General features: G+C 39.7%; 24 protein-coding genes and 1 pseudogene. 18 read left to right on the top strand and 7 right to left on the bottom strand.

Annotated features, from left to right (window positions below):
- Positions 1 to 3: 3 nt before the first annotated feature.
- From J5566_RS10655 to J5566_RS00865, 3 genes are read right to left on the bottom strand one after another with little or no spacing between them, the layout of a single operon-like run.
- Positions 4 to 132, bottom strand: a complete 129-nt coding sequence (locus J5566_RS10655; protein ID WP_014636309.1) for a hypothetical protein — start codon at positions 130 to 132, stop codon at positions 4 to 6.
- Positions 122 to 349: a hypothetical protein gene (locus tag J5566_RS00870; RefSeq protein ID WP_044678207.1), complete on the bottom strand. Its 228-nt coding sequence runs from the start codon at positions 347 to 349 to the stop codon at positions 122 to 124. Before J5566_RS00870 ends, J5566_RS10655 begins: the two co-directional genes overlap by 11 nt.
- Before the next feature lie 2 nt (positions 350 to 351).
- Positions 352 to 1,041, bottom strand: a complete 690-nt coding sequence (locus J5566_RS00865; RefSeq protein WP_029170896.1) for an XRE family transcriptional regulator — start codon at positions 1,039 to 1,041, stop codon at positions 352 to 354.
- 159 nt (positions 1,042 to 1,200) lie between these two features.
- Here J5566_RS00865 and J5566_RS00860 point away from each other — a divergent pair, with 159 nt between their 5' ends.
- A complete protein-coding gene (locus tag J5566_RS00860; protein WP_044678212.1) occupies positions 1,201 to 1,584 on the top strand; it encodes a hypothetical protein in 384 nt (127 codons plus the stop codon).
- 53 nt (positions 1,585 to 1,637) lie between these two features.
- On the opposite strand, the gene J5566_RS00855 is transcribed toward J5566_RS00860, so the two are convergent.
- Both J5566_RS00855 and J5566_RS00850 read right to left on the bottom strand, forming a co-directional pair.
- Entirely contained in the window at positions 1,638 to 2,243 is a 606-nt protein-coding gene (locus tag J5566_RS00855) for a hypothetical protein (RefSeq protein ID WP_044678214.1), read from the bottom strand.
- Between the two features lie 68 nt (positions 2,244 to 2,311).
- Positions 2,312 to 3,277, bottom strand: a complete 966-nt coding sequence (locus J5566_RS00850; RefSeq protein WP_208561693.1) for a site-specific integrase — start codon at positions 3,275 to 3,277, stop codon at positions 2,312 to 2,314.
- Between the two features lie 653 nt (positions 3,278 to 3,930).
- On the opposite strand from J5566_RS00850, the gene J5566_RS00845 reads away from it, so the two are divergent.
- The 6 genes and pseudogenes from J5566_RS00845 to J5566_RS00820 all read left to right on the top strand — a co-directional run.
- Entirely contained in the window at positions 3,931 to 4,359 is a 429-nt protein-coding gene (locus J5566_RS00845; protein WP_044678218.1) for a hypothetical protein, read from the top strand.
- Positions 4,360 to 4,807: 448 nt separating this feature from the next.
- Positions 4,808 to 5,062: a hypothetical protein gene (locus J5566_RS00840; RefSeq protein WP_044678220.1), complete on the top strand. Its 255-nt coding sequence runs from the start codon at positions 4,808 to 4,810 to the stop codon at positions 5,060 to 5,062.
- A gap of 74 nt (positions 5,063 to 5,136) precedes the next feature.
- Positions 5,137 to 6,384: a tyrosine-type recombinase/integrase gene (locus J5566_RS00835; protein ID WP_044678221.1), complete on the top strand. Its 1,248-nt coding sequence runs from the start codon at positions 5,137 to 5,139 to the stop codon at positions 6,382 to 6,384.
- A 68-nt stretch (positions 6,385 to 6,452) separates the two neighbouring features.
- On the top strand, positions 6,453 to 7,304 hold the full coding sequence (gene ylqF, locus J5566_RS00830; protein WP_208561692.1) for a ribosome biogenesis GTPase YlqF: 852 nt from the start codon (positions 6,453 to 6,455) through the stop codon (positions 7,302 to 7,304).
- Positions 7,291 to 8,070 (top strand): ribonuclease HII, encoded by a 780-nt coding sequence (locus J5566_RS00825; protein ID WP_208561691.1) that lies wholly within the window; start codon positions 7,291 to 7,293, stop codon positions 8,068 to 8,070. The genes ylqF and J5566_RS00825 overlap by 14 nt, the downstream gene beginning before the upstream one ends.
- A 19-nt stretch (positions 8,071 to 8,089) precedes the next feature.
- Positions 8,090 to 8,314, top strand: a pseudogene (locus tag J5566_RS00820) (hypothetical protein); the annotation flags it as partial.
- A gap of 34 nt (positions 8,315 to 8,348) precedes the next feature.
- Here J5566_RS00820 and J5566_RS00815 read toward each other — a convergent pair.
- On the bottom strand, positions 8,349 to 10,001 hold the full coding sequence (locus tag J5566_RS00815; protein WP_208561690.1) for an FAD-dependent oxidoreductase: 1,653 nt from the start codon (positions 9,999 to 10,001) through the stop codon (positions 8,349 to 8,351).
- Between the two features lie 9 nt (positions 10,002 to 10,010).
- A complete protein-coding gene (locus J5566_RS00810) occupies positions 10,011 to 10,334 on the bottom strand; it encodes a rhodanese-like domain-containing protein (RefSeq protein ID WP_208561778.1) in 324 nt (107 codons plus the stop codon).
- Positions 10,335 to 10,444: 110 nt separating this feature from the next.
- Between J5566_RS00810 and J5566_RS00805 the strand changes: the two genes are divergently transcribed.
- The 11 genes from J5566_RS00805 (at position 10,445) to J5566_RS00755 (ending at position 21,039) form a co-directional block, all read left to right on the top strand.
- A complete protein-coding gene (locus tag J5566_RS00805; protein ID WP_208561689.1) occupies positions 10,445 to 10,705 on the top strand; it encodes a metal-sensitive transcriptional regulator in 261 nt (86 codons plus the stop codon).
- A 10-nt stretch (positions 10,706 to 10,715) separates the two neighbouring features.
- Entirely contained in the window at positions 10,716 to 11,285 is a 570-nt protein-coding gene (locus J5566_RS00800; RefSeq protein WP_208561688.1) for a sugar O-acetyltransferase, read from the top strand.
- 207 nt (positions 11,286 to 11,492) lie between these two features.
- Positions 11,493 to 12,335: a DNA-processing protein DprA gene (dprA, locus tag J5566_RS00795; RefSeq protein ID WP_208561687.1), complete on the top strand. Its 843-nt coding sequence runs from the start codon at positions 11,493 to 11,495 to the stop codon at positions 12,333 to 12,335.
- Between the two features lie 119 nt (positions 12,336 to 12,454).
- Positions 12,455 to 14,548, top strand: a complete 2,094-nt coding sequence (gene topA, locus J5566_RS00790) for a type I DNA topoisomerase (RefSeq protein WP_208561686.1) — start codon at positions 12,455 to 12,457, stop codon at positions 14,546 to 14,548.
- A gap of 89 nt (positions 14,549 to 14,637) precedes the next feature.
- Positions 14,638 to 15,387, top strand: coding sequence for an HAD family hydrolase (locus tag J5566_RS00785; protein WP_208561685.1), 750 nt, complete (start codon positions 14,638 to 14,640; stop codon positions 15,385 to 15,387).
- A gap of 62 nt (positions 15,388 to 15,449) precedes the next feature.
- Complete coding sequence (locus J5566_RS00780; protein ID WP_208561684.1) at positions 15,450 to 15,833, top strand: YybH family protein; 384 nt, start codon at positions 15,450 to 15,452, stop codon at positions 15,831 to 15,833.
- A 174-nt stretch (positions 15,834 to 16,007) separates the two neighbouring features.
- Entirely contained in the window at positions 16,008 to 17,342 is a 1,335-nt protein-coding gene (gene trmFO, locus J5566_RS00775; protein WP_208561683.1) for a methylenetetrahydrofolate--tRNA-(uracil(54)-C(5))-methyltransferase (FADH(2)-oxidizing) TrmFO, read from the top strand.
- A 76-nt stretch (positions 17,343 to 17,418) separates the two neighbouring features.
- Positions 17,419 to 18,255: a GyrI-like domain-containing protein gene (locus J5566_RS00770; protein ID WP_172027291.1), complete on the top strand. Its 837-nt coding sequence runs from the start codon at positions 17,419 to 17,421 to the stop codon at positions 18,253 to 18,255.
- A gap of 65 nt (positions 18,256 to 18,320) precedes the next feature.
- Complete coding sequence (locus tag J5566_RS00765; RefSeq protein ID WP_208561682.1) at positions 18,321 to 19,349, top strand: DNA glycosylase AlkZ-like family protein; 1,029 nt, start codon at positions 18,321 to 18,323, stop codon at positions 19,347 to 19,349.
- A 91-nt stretch (positions 19,350 to 19,440) separates the two neighbouring features.
- Positions 19,441 to 20,265, top strand: a complete 825-nt coding sequence (locus J5566_RS00760) for an alpha/beta hydrolase (RefSeq protein ID WP_208561681.1) — start codon at positions 19,441 to 19,443, stop codon at positions 20,263 to 20,265.
- A 27-nt stretch (positions 20,266 to 20,292) separates the two neighbouring features.
- Complete coding sequence (locus J5566_RS00755) at positions 20,293 to 21,039, top strand: esterase family protein (protein WP_208561680.1); 747 nt, start codon at positions 20,293 to 20,295, stop codon at positions 21,037 to 21,039.
- Positions 21,040 to 21,043 lie beyond the last annotated feature (4 nt).

The following is a 21,043-nucleotide window of genomic DNA, read 5'->3' as shown; positions in this document are numbered from 1 at the left end:
AGATTATCTCCGTTTGAGTTTCTCTAGCTCTTCGATAAGTTCACCGATGTAATCAGTGATGTCGTATTCGAACTTATCAGGAGTGAAGATAATGCGTTCATCCTTTATGTAAATCATTTCTTTAACATTCATTGGAATTGTCATCCTCCTCAGTCATTGCGATCAAAATAGAATCCTCTATTAAAAAAGCGTAAGGATAGATTTTTGCATCCTCATTTTGAGGAATAAGAATTTCATCGAATCCTTCATTTTCTAGCCGCTCTTCAAAGTTGTCCATATTGAAAATTTCAACTTTACAATCAGGATTGAAACCGTATGTTCCAAGTTCTAAAATATCTTTCAATTTCATGACTATACTCCCTCGACAGGCATAAAGTGACCTACAACTAGACCAACAATTTTCGGCTCATCTTCATAAGGGATGAACTTTTCAGGATAGTCCTTATTCAGGGAAACCATTCTGAACCCATATTCTTCGCGGTAGAGTTTTTTGATATAAACTGAGTCATTCCATGATAATGCATAGACAGCTCCATCATAATCGAATCCGTTCGAGCGAATAAGCGCGACTTCACCACTCTTATAGACAGGCTCCATAGAATCTCCCTCAATCCAAGCTGCAAAGTCGTAACCGTATTGTTCCTCATCTGAGTAGACTGTTTCAGTTTCAAACTCGTCAAAGAATCCTTCTCCGAGACCAGCTGAGAGTTGGATATCTGATAGCACTTGGACTGAGAAGAGTGGAGTTACTTTAGAGGTTTGTTGGGAAAGAAGAAGCTCCTCTACAAAGTCTTCTGCCTTTATCTGATTATCAGGAGATAACTGAAGATAGTTATTGACGATATAGTATTCAGATTCAAAATAAGTGACAGGGACATCAAGGATAGCAGCGAGGGCAATGAGGTTTTTTTTGTTAGGGACGCTCTTTCCATTTTCCCAATTATGAAACGCAGTTCTATTAACTCCAATTTTAGAAGCAATTTCGGATTGTGATAACTTTTTTTCATTTCTTCGATTTTTCAGACGTTCTTTTGAAAACATAAAAACCTTCTTTGTTAAATTATAGATTAACAAAATTATAACAAATTTGGACAAAAAAGCAATAAGTAAAATAATTTGTATTGTATTTTAGATGATTGTGATAAAATACAAGAAATACACTCAATTGAATGGACTAAATAAAGGATAGGAAAGAGTTCTATGAGAAAGAAAAATGAGCTACCTTCTAATTTTTATAACGATATGAATGATATTCTGAAAAAATTTTCACACACGAACAATGTTGAGGATTGTAAAATTGCCATGAGAGATTACATACAACCTCACTGCCTCGATTGCTCAATTGAAAAACTAGATGAGGCTTTTAAACAAATACGTCGTGACTTAATTGAAGAACAACTACCAGAAGATGAATTGACTGCAAATTATTGGCATGAAATAGTGGATATATTAAATAAACCATTTGGAATCTCGAATAAAATTGAAGGAAACGGGATAAGTGAGGAGGATTTTGAAGAGATAGTAAAATATGCTAATATGCAATACAAAAATGCTTTTAAAAAATTGCGAAGTATCGAAAATTAACAAAAGAAAGTGGGAACTTCAATCGTTCGAAGTCTCCACTTTTTTCTATTTTTTTATTGCTCGATTACAATATCTTCTGCCACTAATGTTTCAAAGTTCACTATTTCCTCATTTAATAATTTTTCTGTGGATATTGGTAATGCATAGACATATACTTTGTCACCAACCTTAAATTTTATGTCACTGACTCTCATTTTTTTGCTGTACTGAATTTTGACTTCATTATCATTTTCATCTTTAATTTTAAGTTCAATCCAGATGGAATTGTTATTAACATTCATATTAATAACAGTTCCATAAACAAAAAATTTTGCAAAATGCTTTGGGAATGCAAATCCATTCGACTTTGATAGGTTGAAATAATTTGATATTTCCGTTTGCACTACAGTTAGATTATCAGCAAAATAATGTTGATTCTTAAATTTATTCGAATTAATAACATTGTTCAAATGTCCTTCGATGTAAACATTCGTACCTTTAATTGGATATAAAATATTTGGATCATATCTGAGTGTTAAATATGTATGTTTACGACCTGCACCATTTCGAATGAATAAGATAAATGATGGTGCGCAATCTTTATCGTTAATTTCAATAATTTTTCCTCTTGCGAAAATAGTGTTTCGGTTTATGTTTTGTAGATTATTTTGATTCCTCATATTATGTCCTCCATTACTTCAATATTCTACAAATACATTATGTCAGAAACAATAAATCAAAAAAATTGTTACAAAATGTAATTTGTTACAGTAACAGATAAACGCCAATGTGATAAATTTAAAACAGATACAGCCATTAGCGCTAAACGGTTATATTCGATTGGCATTCCAGAGGAAATAGCTTTTGATTTATTTGACCCACGCAGAACATAAAGTTCGTCGCGTAGGTCATAAATGAAGTTTCTACGCTGTTTTTCGTATTGACTTGGTGATTCATTTTTTAATTTCTGATGTCCTTCTTCCCATTTTTTGATTAGGAAATTTGAAAGTGTGTGTTTCATTTTTGGGTTTTGTTGAATCTTTTTAAGGTAGAAGAAGTAGCTATCTCTTGAATGTTGAGCACGTAGCGCATGTAAATTAATATGGTTATTCATCTCTTCTTCTTTGAATACTAATTCGTTTTTCCCGATTCCTTGAAAAGTTTTCCTTACTATTTCAGCGTCTTTAGGCAATATATATTGCATCTGTTTCTTTCCCCCTTTTCCCCTTTTAACATAAACATAACAATTGCCATATTCATCTTCTTTAAAATCTGAACCAGTAAGGTGTTTGAGTTCGTTACGACGAATTCCAACGACTTTCTGAAAGTTTAAAAGGCGAGAGAAGCGAGAGTTCAATTCTTGTTTTTTCCCTTGTTCATTAGCCTCATGTTTTCGTCCTCTAACTATTTTATCGCTTGTTCGTTTTTGTTTTTTGATGCGATTGAGGTTGATTCCGGAAGCTTTTGCGATTGGAGCGAGGTATGTATGAATAGTTGCGGGAGTGTACTGTTTTGGATCTTGTTGAAGATCATCATGATATTTTTGAAGAACTTCTTCTGTAATATCAGAAATTTTCTTTATTCCATTAACCTTAGCCCATTTAGAAAAACGAGTAGCAGAACGTTTGTATGAAGTTCGAGATGTATTGTTTGTAACATTTTTAGTTGCTGAGACGAATATATCATGTTTCAAAGAATTCCTTTTTCTTGGCATTCTCTTTCTCCTTTCTTTCTTAAAAATGCTTGTTACTGTTAAATTGCCTCCCACCCTTTTTAATTACGAGCTGGGTATGCTCCGATAATTTTCGTTGAGGCTGTCCTTTTGGACTATCGTTTTCAATATTCTTCAGTAGCACCGTTGAATATCTCAAAAATTATCGTTAAGTCATTGAACTGGTTATTTTTATATCGAACTTTCGTAATTTACTTTGTATTAAACACTTTTTTCTGTACTATATTTTTTGATAAATGGTTATTCTGTACTCATTTCATTCGTAGAATAACCATTTATTTCACTATTTTTTCACATTCTCATTATGGTCAATGACACCCAATAACAAGAGAAGTCTGTGCATTTGAAATTTCATTTTTCACCGAGTCCAGTGTTGATAATCAAATGATACAGTATTCCACCTCCAATCTCTATTACATCAATTTTATTCAATAGTATTATGTCATTTTTTGAAAAAAATAAAAAAACGAGTAGATAATGTTCGCTCGCTTGCAAGTATGTTCTGCACGTTTTTTTATTTTCACGTGAAAGTGGCATAATATAGTCAAAATAGGAAGTGAGGTTCAGTTTATGAGTGGATAAAAATAACTAAATATAGCGAGGATTTAAGAAATTTAAAGAAAGGAAAGTAATGTATGAAAAAATTATTAGAATCTAATGAGGTACTCATTAAGCATATAAAACACGAAATATTTTCTGCAGAAGAAGAAGCTGCAGAAAATGGGAGAAGAACAGATTTTTCTTTGATACCGTACGTAACAGATGATTACTATGAATTACAATTAGAAAATGATGGTTCCAATATCGTGGTAAAGGTATTTGATGAAACAGAAGAATCAGATGCGCTTGTCATTATTGAAATGACTTATCCAGCTTATGACCCATCGATAACTTCTTTCTCGTTTTCAAATATGGAAAAGGATATTCAACATTTCCTAAATGCTCTGAAAGTTATTTTTACACATTATTGTAATGGTAACTGGTATGTTGCGATTTCAGCAATTCAAGCTTTGGGATTTGATAATTTTCTGGAAGGAAATAAAAAATCTATTTTATCATCTTAACTGCTTCTACTTGAAAACAAAATTAGTTAATATTTCAACTTGATTTTATTAATCTTGCTTTTTCAAATGAATGATCAATAAATTACAGTTATTCTTTTATATGATAATACAAAAACGCTCCAGTTTGATTACTAGAGCGTTTTATGTGTAGCAGGAGAAGAGACGATTATCTTCAAATTGTGAGGACAATAATATATTAGTTTATTGTGTAATCAATGTGTTTCGCTTTATTAAAAATATTTTTTTCTATATATAAATTCCAAGAATGTTGGACTATCACCCATGAAATTCGATAAAAACTATTATGAATAATTAAAGTTATTGAGAATTCAATCCATATATTATGAAAGACTATTTGTTGCTACAAATTTGAATAAAAAAATTTTTTATCAAGATTTTCATACGATTGTGGCATAATTGCTTTTGAGAAAAGAAAGTGGATTTTAATATGAATTCAAAAAATAATAAAAATCTGTATGAGATGAAATACAGTAACGGCAGTGGATGGGCTGATAAGCAAACTCTTTTAAAAATTTGGTCTGGATTATCAATACATACCTTGAATAGATGGCTACGTGAAATGAGAGCAAGTAAAAAATTTCGTGATGCCGTTATTAATCCTTCACATAAGACAATGTTTGTTAAAATTGATCGCTTTGAAGAATTTCTAAGATATAAACATCGAACGAAAATAAAACGATAAAGCAAAAAAAAGAAAAAAATGGTAAAATAGTTTGGTTAGCTATCTATTTTATCGTTTTTAAAGAAAGGAATAATATGTATTTAGAAACGAGAGTAGATAAAAATGGAAATGAAACCTATGTTGTGATAGAACGTTATACAGATCCGATTACAAATAAGATTAAAAGAGCTTCCGTTTCCTTTAAACAGAATAGTCCAAAGGCTATTCGACAAGCAGAACGTGAATTGTTGGACAAAATTGACAGAATCGTCAATGAATTAGAATCAAAATATAAATCGAAAAAAATAACTACGTTTGGAGAGTTAATTGAACATTGGTTTTCAACTTGGTCTACAACTGTCAAACCTAACACCGTTAAACGTGAAAGATTGGTATTAAACAGACTTTCCGAGATGCTTCCTAACGACATACTTTTAGAAGTTATTACTCCACTTTTAATAAGAAATAGTTTAGAAGAATATCGAGTTAAATATAATGCTAGTCATTCAACGATGCAACATATTAAATCAACCTTGAATAAAATTTTTGATTATGCAGTCCTGCATTCTGTTATTCCCTATTCTCCATCCAGAGTTATTAAACTTTATGCTTCAATTTCAGATAAGAAAGAACGCAAAGAACGTAAAGAAGCAAAGTTTTTGACAGAAGCAGAAGTCCAAGTTCTGTTTTCAGAACTAAATAAGCGAAGGAATAAAAATTACTTTGATCTAGCAATTTTTCTGGTAGGTTCAGGCTGTCGAATTGGAGAAGCCTCTGCGTTGCGTGAGACAGATTTTGATTTTGATAAACAAAGTGTTGAAATTTCAAAGTCACTACAATCGCATGACCTGAAAGTTGAAGATTTTTATGATGATTCAACAAAAACTACGGCTGGTGAGCGGACAATCTTACTTCCAGATTTTGTTATGGAGGCAGTTCAACGAGTTTCCATTCGTAATAAAGATTTTCAAACACATATGACAACCCATCCATCCGAGGCATTTTGGGAAAATGATTATCTTTTTAAGACAGAGTATGGTTCACCAATCACCTCGCAAAGTTTTCGAGCTATTCTGACACGAATCAATAAAGATTTACGAAAAAACTGTGAAGCTCGGTATGGTTTTAAATGGAACAAAAACGTTGTACCACACAGTTTCCGTCATATTCATATTTCAGCTTTGAGAAATAATAATGATGTACCATTAAAAGAAATTCAATTAAGAGTTGGACACGTTGAAGTAGAGACAACTAATGGATATACACATCTTGAAGTTGGGACTCAAGAAAAATCAGTTCAAGCAATCACAACTTATTTTAATAAGCTTGATTTTGCCCAATAACTGCCCAATTCTTATAAAAAATATCAAGTTAGGCTCATAAAAGCCCAAAGTAAAGGAGTTTTAATCCCATGGCAACAATTCAATGGTTTCCGGGCCACATGTCCAAGGCTCGCCGGCAGGTGCAGGAAAACATCAAGCACGTTGATTTCGTGACCATTTTGGTCGATGCCCGCCTGCCCCTATCCAGCCAAAACCCCATGCTGACCAAGATTGTTGGTGATAAGCCCAAGCTTATGATTTTAAATAAGGTTGATTTGGCAGACCCTGTTCGTACAAAAGAATGGCAGAGCTACTTTGAAGGTCAGGGCATTCGTACCCTTGCCATCAACTCAAAAGAGCAAGTGACGGTGAAAAAAGTGACCGACGCAGCCAAGAGCCTGATGAAAGACAAGATTGTACGCCTACGCGAGAGAGGTATTCAAAAAGAAACCTTGCGGACCATGATTATCGGTATTCCAAACGCTGGAAAATCCACCCTCATGAACCGTCTGGCAGGTAAGAAAATCGCCGTCGTCGGCAACAAACCAGGTGTGACCAAGGGGCAGCAGTGGCTCAAATCCAATAAAGACCTTGAAATCCTTGATACACCGGGGATTCTCTGGCCTAAGTTTGAAGACCAAGAAGTCGGTCTCAAGTTGGCTCTGACTGGGGCTATCAAGGACCAACTTTTGCCTATGGACGAAGTCACTATTTTTGGTCTGGACTATTTCAAGGCAAACTATCCAGAACGCCTGCAGGAGCGGTTTAAGGGTATGGATTTGGAGCAGGAAACGCCTGAACTCATCATGGACTGGACCAAGAAATTGGGCTTCCGTGATGATTATGACCGTTTCTACAATCTCTTTGTCAAGGATGTTCGAGATGGTCGTTTAGGCACTTATACATTAGATAGGGTGAGTGACTTAGATGGCAACGATTAAGGAGGTGACTGCTCTGCTGGCTCAGGTGGACAGTCTGGCTAGTCCTGTCTGGGCAGACTTAGCTCAGGATGAGCGAGCAGGGGTTCAGACTGCCATCAAGAAACGCCGTAAGGAGCTGGAAAAAGAAGCAGCAGAAGATGCCCGCTTAGAAGCTATGCTATCTTACGAAAAAGCCCTTTATGAAAATGGGGTGGAGTTCATCGCTGGTATCGACGAAGTCGGCCGGGGGCCTCTAGCAGGTCCGGTGGTGGCAGCGGCGGTAATCTTGCCCAAAGGGTGTAAAATCCGCTACCTCAACGACTCCAAGAAAATCCCCAAGTCCAAGCACGAGGCCATTTACCAAGAGGTCATGGAACGGGCGCTGGCAGTTGGTGTGGGAATAAAAGATGCAGCTGTCATCGATCGGGTCAACATCTACGAGGCAACCAAGTTAGCCATGCTGGAGGCTTTGGGTAAATTAAGCCAGAAACCTGACCACCTGCTCATCGATGCCATGAAGTTGGATACGCCCATACCGCAAACTTCCATCATCAAGGGAGATGCCAATAGCCTGTCTATCGCAGCAGCCTCAATCGTTGCCAAGGTGACGCGGGACAAGATGATGGCGGACTATGACAAGGAGTTTTCTGGCTATGGTTTTGGCAAGAATGCAGGTTACGGAACAGCAGAGCATTTGGAAGGCTTGAACAAGCTAGGTATCACATCCATTCACCGAAAGACCTTTGAGCCCATCAAGTCAATGCTAGCAGGAGGGAAATCGTCGTGACGGTATTTTTCTGACTGTCCTTGTCACCAATTACTATCATGTTTTTAGAGCTCTGCTATTGGCTCGAAAACTAAAGATAAAATGTATCGGCTATGGAGTCAAGACTAAGTTTTATTTCAGTCTCAATGCCTTCATTCGTGAGTTTTTTGGCTATCTGGTCATGACGAAAAAGGCACATTTACTGTTCCTTGGAACTGTTTCAGTCCTCTTTTGTCTTGCTATGATTGTCAGTTTAATCTACTAAAAACAGCCTCTAGAATAATCTAGAAGCTGTTTTCTTATGGGGTAATGATGTTTTCTGGTAAAGCCATTCTATAGAGAGAATAAGCTCCGTCTAGGTTTTTTACCTTAAAGCCCTTTTCTTTTAAGATACGTTCGGCTATGTACGAGCGAAGACCACTGTGACAGCTGGCAATGTATTCTTTTGACTTGTCCAATTCGCCAATTCGGTCACGCAATTGGTCCAAAGGAATAGGAATAAACTCTCTAAATTGTCCATTCGCGACTTCACCAGGATTGCGGACATCCAACAAGATTTTGCCGTTTGCTAGCTCCACATCTAACTGGTGCCATTGGATATTTTGGCTAATCCCCTCAGCAATATTCATGGCAGCGTAGCCAATCATATTGACAGGGTCTTTGGCTGAGCCAAATGGTGGAGCGTAGGTCAATTCAAGCTCTGGTAAATCAAAAATCGTCAGTCCAGCCTTGATAGCAGTGGCAAGGACGTCTATCCGTTTATCTACTCCCTTTTGACCGACTGCCTGGGCACCGAAAATTTTGCCGTCAGTTGGAGAGAAAATGAGTTTTAAAACAATATCAGTCGCACCAGGATAATATCCTGCATGGTCTTTTCCAGTAGTATGAACGACGGCATATTCATAGCCGAGTGATTGGACAGTACCTTCGCTCAATCCTGTTGAGGCAGCAGCCAGGTCAAAGACTTTAACGATAGCTGTTCCAATAGAACCTTTGTTTTTTCTAGCAAGTCCAGCGATAACATCCGCCACCTGTCTGCCTTGTCGGTTTGCAGGAGAAGCCAGAGAAATCAAGGCGTCTTGACCAGTAATTTCTTGCTTGACGACAATAGCATCCCCAACGGCATAAATATTCTTCTGACTAGTTTGGTAGTTTTGGTCAACAAGGATACCTCCGCGGAGACCCAGTTCAATTCCAGCATTTTTAGCCAGTTGACTATCTGGGGAAACTCCGACTGAGAGAATGGTCACATCAGATGACAAGATTTGTCCGTTAGACAATTCGACTACCTGACCATGTTCATAAAAAGCAGTAACAGACTGCCCTGTGATAACCTCGACACCCTTACTTGTTAACTCTGCTTCAACATATCGAGCCATTTCTAGGTCAAAAGTAGGCAAAACATGAGGTGCCTGTTCAACAAGTGTGACTTTCAGGCCTTTCAAGGCAAGATTTTCAGCCATTTCCAGACCGATAAATCCTGCACCAATTACCACAGCATGACCAGACTTGATCTGGTCTAGTTTATTCATAATCTTGTCCAAATCAGGTACATTACGAAGTGTAAAAAGATTTTCAGCTTCTTCAATACCAGATAGATTTGGAATGACAGGCTTGGCTCCGGGTGATAGGATTAGTTTGTCGTAGCTTTCAACCACTTCACCAGCTGGTGTTTTGACAGCTACAGTTTGATTGTCAGCATCGATACTAATGACTTCATGGAAGGGGTGGACATCTAGATTAAAGCGTTGTTTCAAACTCTCTGGCGTTTGGAGTAATAAGCTATCATGCTCTGCTATTTCACCAGAAATATGATAAGGTAAGCCACAGTTAGCAAAGGAAACATAAGGTCCTTTTTCGAATACGATGATTTCAGCGTCCTCCATGAGACGACGCAGACGGGTGGCAGCAGACATACCGCCAGCAACCCCACCGACAATAATAATTTTCATTTGAACCTCCTAAATAATTTCTCCTGTCCAAGCATTCATACCGCCTTTTACGTTGATTGCTTGATAGCCTTGAGATGTTAAGTAATCTGTCGCACGTTGGCTACGCATGCCAGATTGACAGATGATAAGATAGTTCTTGGTTTTGTCGCCTTTAAATTGGTCAAGTTGACTTAAGGGCTGGTTGATAGCTTGTGGAATATGACCACTAGCAAATTCGTCAATTTCGCGGACATCTAATAAGATTGTATCCTGCTCATTCATAACTTGTGGCAAATCATTAATTGATAGACTCTGTTTGGATGAAAAAATTCCAGATAATAATTGTTTTAGCATTTTGTATCCTCTCATATACCCTATAGGGTATATAAAATATAACAAATAGAAAGAGTGATTGTCAAGTTTTAGAATTGACATTTTTTGATACAAGCAGTACCATATAGGATATGAATGCAGATAAAAAAAAGATGATAAACCGTTTAAAGCGTGCCGAGGGACAGCTCAGAGGCATCCAGAAAATGATTGAAGAAGAGCAAGAGTGTATCGATATTGTGACGCAGTTAAGTGCTGTTCGTTCCAGCATCAATAGCATGATGGGAATGGTTATTGCTCAAAAAGTTCAGGATTGTATTGAGCACCCTTCTGACAGTCCCGAGGAACAAGAAGCCAGGCTAGCAGAAGCTATCAATTTGATTATAAAAAAATAGGGGTGAGGGTATGCTAACAGAAAAAGAGAAAATGATTGCGGGTCAGTTCTATCAGGCCTGGGATCCAGAATTGTCTCAAATGCGAGCGACGGCTCGTCATAATATGAGGACTTTCAATACTGAGATGGACGGTGGCAAGCGGTCAGATTTGCTAAAAAACTGGTTCGGAAGTACAGGCGAGCAGATTTTTATGGAGCCCAATTTCTACTGCGACTACGGTAGCAATATTCATGTCGGAGAGAATTTCTACGCTAATTTCAACTGTACGATGCTTGATGTCTGTCCGATACGAATCGGAAAAAATGCTATGTTGGGTCCAAATGTCCAACTGCTGACTCCTTTGCATCCCTTGGATCCAGTTGAGCGAAATTCAGGCATAGAATATGGAGCTCCTATTACCATTGGTGATAATTTTTGGGCTGGGGGCGGAGCCATTATCTTGCCAGGGGTAACGCTAGGTGACAATGTCGTTGTCGGAGCGGGATCGGTGGTGACCAAATCCTTCGGTGACAATGTCTTGCTGGCTGGAAATCCCGCTCGTATCATCAAGGAAATTCCTGGCAACCATGAAACAGCTTAGGCTGTTTTTTTCTGTATTTTGCGAATAGATAAGTTGAGGTGAAATTTATGAATAATTTTGGACTATTTAAGCTCTAGAAGATGGCCAAATTTTACGATTCAGGCCTGCCGTTACCAAAATGAAGCAAATTTACTGGGAGTATTCTATTACTTTTAAGAGACCGTTTAACTGTTTCTTTTTTTTGCGAATTAAAAGATAGGAGGTCATATGAACAATTTCGAACTATTTAAACTAAAGATGGCTGGTCTCAGCAATTTGCAACTCAACCGCCTCTTGGCTGTTTACCAAGATTCTGCTAAAAAGATCAGTTTAAAAACAATCTGTCACATTTTAGACTTGAGAAAACCCAGTCTTTTCATGGAAAATTACCATTCTTTGGATAGCAAGGAATGCCGCAAGCTATTTCAACGTTTCCCTTCCTTTTCAATTCTAGACGAGACTTATCCCTTGGAATTGAAACAGATCTACAATCCCCCTGTCTTGTTGTTTTATCAAGGAGATTTGAGTTTGTTGAACCGTTCTAAGATTGGTATTGTCGGCTCTCGAAAAGCCAGCTCAGGAGGTATCAAGTCAACTGAAAAAATCATAAGAGAACTCCAGAATCAGTTTGTTGTGGTTAGTGGTTTAGCACGAGGGATCGATACGGCGGCCCACATGGCTTGTTTGAAGAATGGTGGCAAGACCATCGCAGTAATTGGTTCTGGTTTGGACCAGTATTATCCAAAGGAAAACAAGGCCTTACAGGACTATCTATCTAAGCATCATTTGGTTTTGTCTGAGTATCCCGCAGGAACCCAGCCCTTGAAATTTCATTTTCCTGAGCGCAACCGAATCATCGCAGGGCTATCCATGGGGGTGGTAGTTGCAGAAGCTCGCCTACGGTCTGGAAGTTTGATTACTTGTGAACGAGCCTTGGAAGAAGGTCGGGAAGTATTTGCTATTCCTGGTAGTATTTTAGAGCAAAATTGGCTTGGATGTTTGCAATTGATAAAAGAAGGGGCAAACTGCGTTACATCAGGATTTGACGTGATTAATGAGCTAAAAAAATAAAACAAGTTTTCCTATAGGAAAATAAAAATCTTGACAGGCTAGAAAAAATAGTTTATTCTTTTTGAGGTCCTAGAGTTTGAATATGATCGTATTCTAGAAATTAGTCAAAAGGAATCAGAATGGCAACAAAAACAGCAACTAAGAAAAAAGCAAGCCCTAAAAAGAATTTGGTCATCGTAGAGTCGCCTGCCAAGGCAAAAACGATTGAGAAATATTTGGGACGGAACTACAAAGTAGTGGCATCTGTTGGACATATTCGTGACTTGAAAAAATCCAGCATGTCGATTGATTTTGAAAATAATTATGCCCCAGAGTATATCAATATTCGAGGAAAAGGTCCTCTGATTAATTCCCTGAAAAAAGAAGCTAAGAATGCCAAACAAGTCTTTCTGGCGAGTGACCCGGACCGTGAAGGAGAAGCAATTTCTTGGCATTTGGCACACATTTTGGGACTTGATGAAAATGATAAAAATCGTGTTGTATTCAATGAGATCACCAAAGATGCTGTAAAAAATGCCTTCAAGGAACCACGCGCTATCAACCATGATTTGGTTGATGCTCAACAGGCTCGCCGTGTTTTAGACCGTATCGTAGGCTATTCCATTTCGCCCATTTTATGGAAGAAGGTTAAGAAAGGTTTGTCAGCTGGCCGTGTGCAATCTGTGGCTCTGAAGTTGATTATCGATCGTGAAAATGAAATTAACCAATTTAAACCTGAAGAATACTGGACAATTGATGGAACCTTTAAGAAGGCCAGCAAGAAATTCCAAGCATCCTTCTATGGGTTAGATGGTAAAAAAGTAAAGATTGAAAACAATGAGCAAGTAAAGGAAATCTTGGCTCGCTTACAAGGGAATGATTTTTTGGTAGAGCAGGTTGAGCGTAAGGAACGCAAGCGAAATGCTCCACTACCTTATACCACATCAACTCTACAGATGGATGCAGCAAATAAAATTAATTTCCGAACCCGTAAAACCATGATGATTGCCCAGCAACTTTATGAAGGAGTTAGCCTTGGAACAGGTGGTTCGCAGGGTCTGATAACCTACATGCGTACCGATTCAACTCGTATCAGTCCAGTTGCTCAAGCTCAAGCTGCAGACTATATTACAGAACGATTTGGTGCTAGCTATTCTAAACATGGCAGCAAGGTAAAAAATGTCTCTGGTGCCCAGGATGCGCATGAAGCCATTCGTCCATCTAATGTTTACCTAACACCAGAATCTATTGCCAAATACCTAGATAAGGACCAAATTCGACTTTATACCTTGATTTGGAACCGATTTGTAGCTAGTCAGATGGCGGCAGCTGTCTTTGATACCATGAGTGTTCGCTTGGGACAAAATGGTGTGCTCTTCGCAGCGAATGGTAGCCAGATTAAGTTTGACGGCTACATGGCAGTTTATAACGATGCAGATAAAAACAAGATGTTGCCAGATATGGAAGTAGGTGATACTGTCATACGGACTGCAACAAATCCAGAGCAGCACTTTACACAACCGCCAGCTCGTTATTCAGAGGCAACCCTTATCAAGACCTTGGAAGAAAATGGCGTTGGTCGGCCATCGACTTATGCACCAACCATTGAAACTATTCAGAAACGCTACTATGTTAAACTGGCAGCAAAGCGCTTCGAACCAACCGAATTGGGAGAAATTGTCAATAAATTAATTGTCGAGTTCTTCCCTGACATTGTCAATGTGACCTTTACAGCTGAGATGGAACAAAAATTGGATGATGTCGAGATCGGTAAGGAGCAGTGGCAGAAAGTCATTGATGGCTTTTACCAATCGTTCAAAGTTGAATTGTCAAAAGCCGAAGACCAAATGGAGAAAATCCAAATCAAAGATGAGCCAGCTGGTTTTGATTGTGAGGTTTGTGGACATGAAATGGTCATCAAGCTAGGTAAATACGGTAAATTTTATGCTTGTAGTAATTTCCCTGATTGCCGTAATACCAAACAAATCACCAAAGAAATCGGCGTAACTTGTCCAGACTGTCAAAAAGGTCAGGTTATCGAGCGCAAGAGCAAACGTAATCGTCTATTCTATGGTTGTGATCGTTATCCAGAATGTGAATTCACCTCATGGGACAAGCCAGTCGGTCGTTCCTGTCCAAAATGTGACCATTATCTCGTAGAGAAGAAAGTCCGTGGTGGTGGCAAACAGGTTGTCTGTCCAAATGGAGATTACGAAGAAGAAAAAGTAAATTAAACAAAAAACTGCTCCTAAAAAGGGGCAGTTTTTGTTGAAATTTTCTTGAAAGATAGTATAATAACAAGAGAAAAGAGAGGTGATAAGATATGAAAGCCTATAAACATTATATTTTTGATTTCTATGGAACCTTAGTCGATATTGAAACGGATGAAAACAAGTTGGAATTGTGGGAGAAGTTAGCCGAAATTTATCAATCTTTTGGCAGTACCTATGGTGCCCGCCAGTTGCGCAGCTCTTTTCAAGAGATGGCCAGTGAGGCGGAGTTGGATTTGATTCGAATTAGCCCCTATCAATATGTAGAAATTGATTTAGAGAAAGTCTTTATTCAATTGTTGATAGATGAAAAATACCGCCGTCAAACTAAGAATGAACCAGCAGATTTAAAAACCTTTGGTCAAATGGTGGCTTCCATATTTAGAGTCCTGTCACGTGAGAAATTGACGACTTATGCCAATACCTTGTCAACACTTGGTTATCTAAAGGATAAGGGTAATCGTCTCTATTTATTGTCCAATGCACAACGTGCTTTTACGCAGGCTGAAATTGAAATGACTGGTTGTGCTGAATATATTGAAAGTATTTACATTTCCTCTGATTATCGAATCAAAAAACCTGAACCGGAATTTTTACAGGGTGTTTTGAACGAAAACCAGTTAGATCCTGCTGAGACGGTTCTTGTTGGAAATGATCTGACGACGGACATTGCTATCGCACAAGAACTAGGGATAGACGCTATACTTTTGAACACATTCCCTTATTCTCCAGAGGAGATTCAAGCTTATCGAGAATTAGGCTGGAATTTTGAAGTTATCGAGGATATCGCTCAACTTTTGTAATTGGTTATTGTTTAGTTTGAAAATATTCGACAAAGCATTTAAAAAGGAAGAATACGATTAAAATGGTAAACTCAATTGAGGAAGTTTTAGACTTATACAAGAAAGCGGTTTTAGAAAAGAATCCGAACTTAATGCTTTCCTTGTATTGTGACGATGTTGTCATTTACGATGTAGCTGGTCAATGGTCTATGTCGGGCAAACAGGACTTGGCAGACATGGTTGCAGCTTGGTTTCAAGAGATTGGGACAGATAAGGTAGCAGTGGAGTTTTCAAATCTAGCAATCCACGAGTCCCAAACCTGTGCCTTTGCCTATTTTGATGCTCGGTTTTCAAAAATCGGCTTTGAGCAGTCTGTCACAGATCGTTTCACTATGGGCCTTATTTACGACCAGGGCTGGAAAATCAAGCACCAGCACGCTAGCCATCCATTAAAAATCAGCCATTGATAGTTAACGTAAATTATATTACGTAAAAAATGAACTACTTTCATACTATGAGAGTAGTTTTTGTCTTTTCCAGCCATTTTCTGATATACTAGATAGGTTAAAAAAATTAGAAAGGTTCTGTTTTGGGTCATTCCCAAACAGTAGTCAGCTAGTCTGGCTAGAGGTATTAGTTTCATGTCTCAAACCCACATTAACGTTATCGGAGCTGGTTTGGCCGGCTCAGAAGCAGCTTATCAAATTGCCAAGCGTGGCATTCCCGTCAAACTCTACGAGATGCGTGGTGTCAAGCCGACGCCCCAGCACAAGACCGACAAGTTTGCGGAGTTGGTTTGTTCTAACTCTTTCCGTGGTGATAGTTTGACCAACGCTGTCGGTCTTCTCAAGGAAGAAATGCGTCGCTTGGATTCCATTATCATGCGGGCTGGTGAGGCTCACCGTGTGCCTGCTGGCGGTGCTATGGCCATGGACCGTGAGAATTTCTCCCAAGCGGTCACAGATGAGATTCACAACCACCCACTGATTGAGGTCATTCGCGGTGAGATTACAGAAATCCCTGAAGATGCTATCACAGTTATTGCGACAGGGCCTTTGACGTCAGACGCCTTGGCGGAGAAGATTCACGCGCTCAATGGTGGCGACGGTTTTTACTTCTACGATGCGGCAGCACCGATTGTGGATAGCTCGACCATTAACATGGACTTGGTCTATCTCAAGTCCCGGTATGACAAGGGAGAGGCTGCCTATCTCAATGCTCCCATGAACAAGGAGCAATTCACCGCTTTCTATGAGGCCTTGATTTCAGCCGAGGAAGCACCGCTCAATTCCTTTGAAAAAGAAAAATACTTTGAAGGCTGTATGCCGATTGAAGTCATGGCTAAACGTGGTATCAAAACCATGTTATATGGTCCGATGAAGCCAGTTGGTCTGGAATATCCAGATGATTACAAGGGGCCACGTGATGGCGAATACAAGACACCTTACGCAGTTGTCCAGCTCCGTCAGGATAACGCAGCAGGTAGCCTTTACAATATTGTTGGCTTCCAGACTCACCTTAAGTGGGGTGAGCAGAAGCGGGTCTTCCAGATGATTCCAGGGCTTGAAAATGCGGAGTTTGTCCGCTACGGCGTTATGCACCGCAATTCCTACATGGATTCGCCAAACTTATTGGAACAGACCTTTGCGACCAAGAAAAATCCAAATCTGTTCTTTGCAGGTCAAATGACAGGAGTAGAAGGCTATGTTGAGTCTGCCGCCTCTGGCTTAGTGGCCGGTATCAACGCTGTTCGCCGTTTCCGAGGCGAGGAGCCGGTCATCTTCCCACAGACCACAGCCATCGGAGCTCTGCCATTCTACATCACCCACACCGAAAGCAAGCACTTCCAGCCTATGAATGTCAACTTTGGCATCATCAAGGAGCTAGACGGTCCGCGGATCCGTGATAAGAAGGAGCGTTATGAGGCAATAGCAGAACGTTCCCTCAAGGACTTGGAAGAGTTTTTGATGGTTTAAGCCGATAGTTTTCCGACGAAAAGTATCGGGAAAACTTGGATGGTAGATGGTAAACTGATAGGGAAAGGGGAAGTTGATGATAAAAGAGTTCAATGCAACCGTACGTTACCTAGAGTCCGTTTTAGAAAGCGAAATCGATGAACGGGAATTTTTGCGCATATCAGGATATTCCGTTCCCATGTTTAGTCGTCTCTTTTCGATTCTGACAGATATGTCCTTGTCAGAATACGTTCGGTTACGAAAGTTGACGCGAGCTGCTATGGACATTCGTGAAGGACAGGCAAAGATTATAGATATAGCCCTTAAATATGGGTATGAATCTTCGGATTCTTTTGCCTTTGCCTTCAAACAATTTCATCAGATTTCTCCTAGTCAAGTGCGTAAGGGGGTGCCTTTTAAGGTCCTCTTACCCTTGCAACTATCATTAACCATCCAAGGAGGTAAAGAAATGGATGTTCGTATTGAAAAGAAGGCTGGTTTTACAGTTGCTGGACTTCTTCGCACAGCAATCAGTAACGAAGTGTGTCCGCAGGTATGGGAAGACTTGTTCAAGAACCATACTTATGAAGAGTTAGCTGCTCTAGGAAGTGGGCAGTCCTTTGGAGTTTGTACATTAGCTCAAGCGGATGAGACGATTAATTATATGGCTGCTTATGATGTCACAGATAGTGAAAAAGCGACTAAGTTAGGCTTAGAACTTCTTGATGTTCACGAAGCTGACTATGCTATTTTTACCCTAACAGGCCCTGTTCCTCAATCTATTCATGCAGGATGGCGTTATGCGCTAGAAACTTTTTTTCCTGAACACGGCTATCGCCATTCAGGTGCACCAGATTTTGAGTACTATTTTGAAGGAGACATGAGTTCCCCAGACTACCAAATGGAACTCTGGATTCCCATTGTGAAAGCATAATGTACAGGACACCTTCGGGTGTCTTTTGTGTTATACTGGGATTAGAAAAGCGGAGGAGAAATACGATGCACCACGATACTTGGAAGGGAATTATTCTGCAGAAACAAGGTCTGTTGAACCCCCAGTCTGTTCAGCAAATCTGCCGAAATCTCAACGGCTTGCAGGCCCAGTTTCAGCCCTATGTTCATGTCGGATTTCGCAACCGTATGACAGCAGAGGATTTTCATGAGGGGAGCTGGCAGGAGGAGCTGACACGTCAGTGGTCCATTCGGCGAACGGTTCATGCCTATCTCAAGTCGGAAATTCCTCTCTATATCCACGAGGGGCGGATGGCTAGTACCGACTATCTTCAAACCGTCGGTCGCGATGATTTTTCACCTCAAACCAAGCAGAAGTATCATCGGCTCATCCTAGAAGCCTTGGAACAAGCTCCTATGACCCGCGAGGAGCTGAAAATCCTCTGTCGTGCGGAAAAAATGACGCAGGTAGAGGAGAAGCAGGTTTTCAACGCTTGGGGCGGCCTTTTTCGCTACATGGTCGAGCGTGGGGAAGTCTATCAGGAGTACGGTGCCAATCGTTTTCATCGCCTGACAGACTTTCAGCCACTTTCACGGGAAAAAGCAGAGCTGGAAATCGCACGGCGGTATTTTTCAGGTTTTGGTCCTGTCAGCTTAGCGGATGCCCATTATTACTTCAAGGAAAATAAATCTACGGTGCTAGATTGGATGAAGCAATTAGATTTGAAAACTATAGAAGTAGCAGGGGAAGAACGCTTCTATCTAGGAAAATTAGAAGAAGCAGAAGTACCAGACTGCCTCTTCATTGCAGGTTTTGACCAACTTTTGCTAGGTTACGAAAAGAAAGCCAATCCCATCTTTGATCCCAAGCATATTCGGCAGATTTATACGCTGACAGGCATTGTCAAACCCGTTGTTTTCTACAAGGGACGACTGGTTGCGACCTGGCGACGTGATAAGGACAGGATTGAATTGGCTATATTTGAAAATCTGACCAATCGTGAACTGAAAGAACTGGAACGTTACCGTCGAGTCTACGAGGAACGCTTGAAAACTGAGCAAAAATTGTTCGGATAATCCGAAAAGCGACGTAATATAACTAAATTTTCTGAATATTTCAGAAAATCTGTGGTATAATACTAAAAACACTGTTTAGAAAGAGATAGCAATGAATAAGTCCTACTTTTATTTGGATATGAAAACGCATGAATTGGAAGTGCCATTTACTACTAGAAAACGCCGAGTCCGTGTTTTATTGCCAAAAGGATATGAGGAAGATACGGATAAAACCTACCCTGTTGTCTATTTCCATGACGGGCAAAATGTCTTGTACAGTAAAGAAGCCTTTTCAGGGCATTCTTGGAAAGTCATTCCAACTATCAAGCGAAATCCTGATATTGCAAAGATGATTGTTGTGGCCATTGACAATGATGGTGCCGAACGTATGCACGAATACGCTGCCTGGAAGTTTAGCGAGATGGGTATTCCAGGTGTTCAGTTTGGTGGCAAGGGTACTTTATATGCCGAATTTGTTATGGATGTGGTCAAACCTTTTATCGACCAAACCTATCGAACTAAGTCCGATAAAATCCATACTGCCATGATTGGCTCATCACTTGGTGGCAACATCACTCAGTTTATGGGATTGGCCTATCAGGACCAAATTGGCTGTCTGGGAGTATTTTCATCAGCTAACTGGCTCCATCAAGAAGCCTTTGACCGTTACATTGAGCGACAAGCCTTAGATAAGGACCAACGAGTTTATATCTACGTTGGAACAGAAGAAGCAGATGATACTGATAAAACCCTGATGGCAGGTAATATCAAGCAATCTTATATCAATTCCTCGCTAACTTACTACCGTCAATTGATAGCAGGTGGAATTGATTTGGATAATATCGCCTTGGAAGTTGTTTCCGGTGCCGTCCACAACGAAGAAGCTTGGGCAGCTTATCTGCCAGATTGCTTGCGCTTTTTAAGCGAAAAATGGTAATGTAAAGAATTAGTTAGGAGAATGAATATGCATGTAGAATTTTTAAGTCACTGGTCAGGTAATCTCGGTCGTGAAATGAATGTCAACCGTTATGGACACGCAGGTATTCCTGTGGTTGTTTTTGCCTCATCAGGCGGTTCGTACAATGAATACGCAGATTTTGGAATGATTGAAGCTTGTCGTGGCTCTATCGAGGCTGGTCATGTTCAATTTTTCACCCTAACCAGTCACGATAAGGAAAGTTGGTTGGCGGACTGGAAGTCTATTCATGATAAGGCTGAAGCTCACCGTGCCTATGAACGTTATGTGATTGAAGAAGCGATTCCATTTATTAAACATAAAACTGGCTGGTTTGATGGTATGATGACAACTGGTTGCTCGATGGGAGCTTATCACGCGCTCAATTTCTTCCTCCAGCATCCAGATGTATTTACAAAAGTTATCGCCCTTTCAGGTGTCTATGATGCTCGTTTCTTCAACAACAACCATGATTATGGTCATGATGATGCAGTCTATCAAAACTCACCGTCTGATTACATCTGGAACCAGAATGATGGTTGGTTCATCGACAAATATCGCCAAGCAGATATCATTGTCTGCACAGGCTTGGGTGACTGGGAACAAGATGGTTTAGACTCTTTCTACAATCTGAAACGTGCATTTGAAGAGAAAGATATCCCAGCTTGGTTTGACACTTGGGGCACCGATGTGGCTCACGACTGGGTATGGTGGAGAAAGCAAATGCCATTCTTCCTTCACTCCATCGGACTATAAAAAT

This window comes from Streptococcus suis (assembly GCF_017601095.1).
GTDB lineage: Bacteria > Bacillota > Bacilli > Lactobacillales > Streptococcaceae > Streptococcus > Streptococcus suis_Z.
The sequence above is the reverse complement of the archived record's forward strand: the minus strand, read 5'-3'. Positions and strand labels throughout refer to the sequence as shown.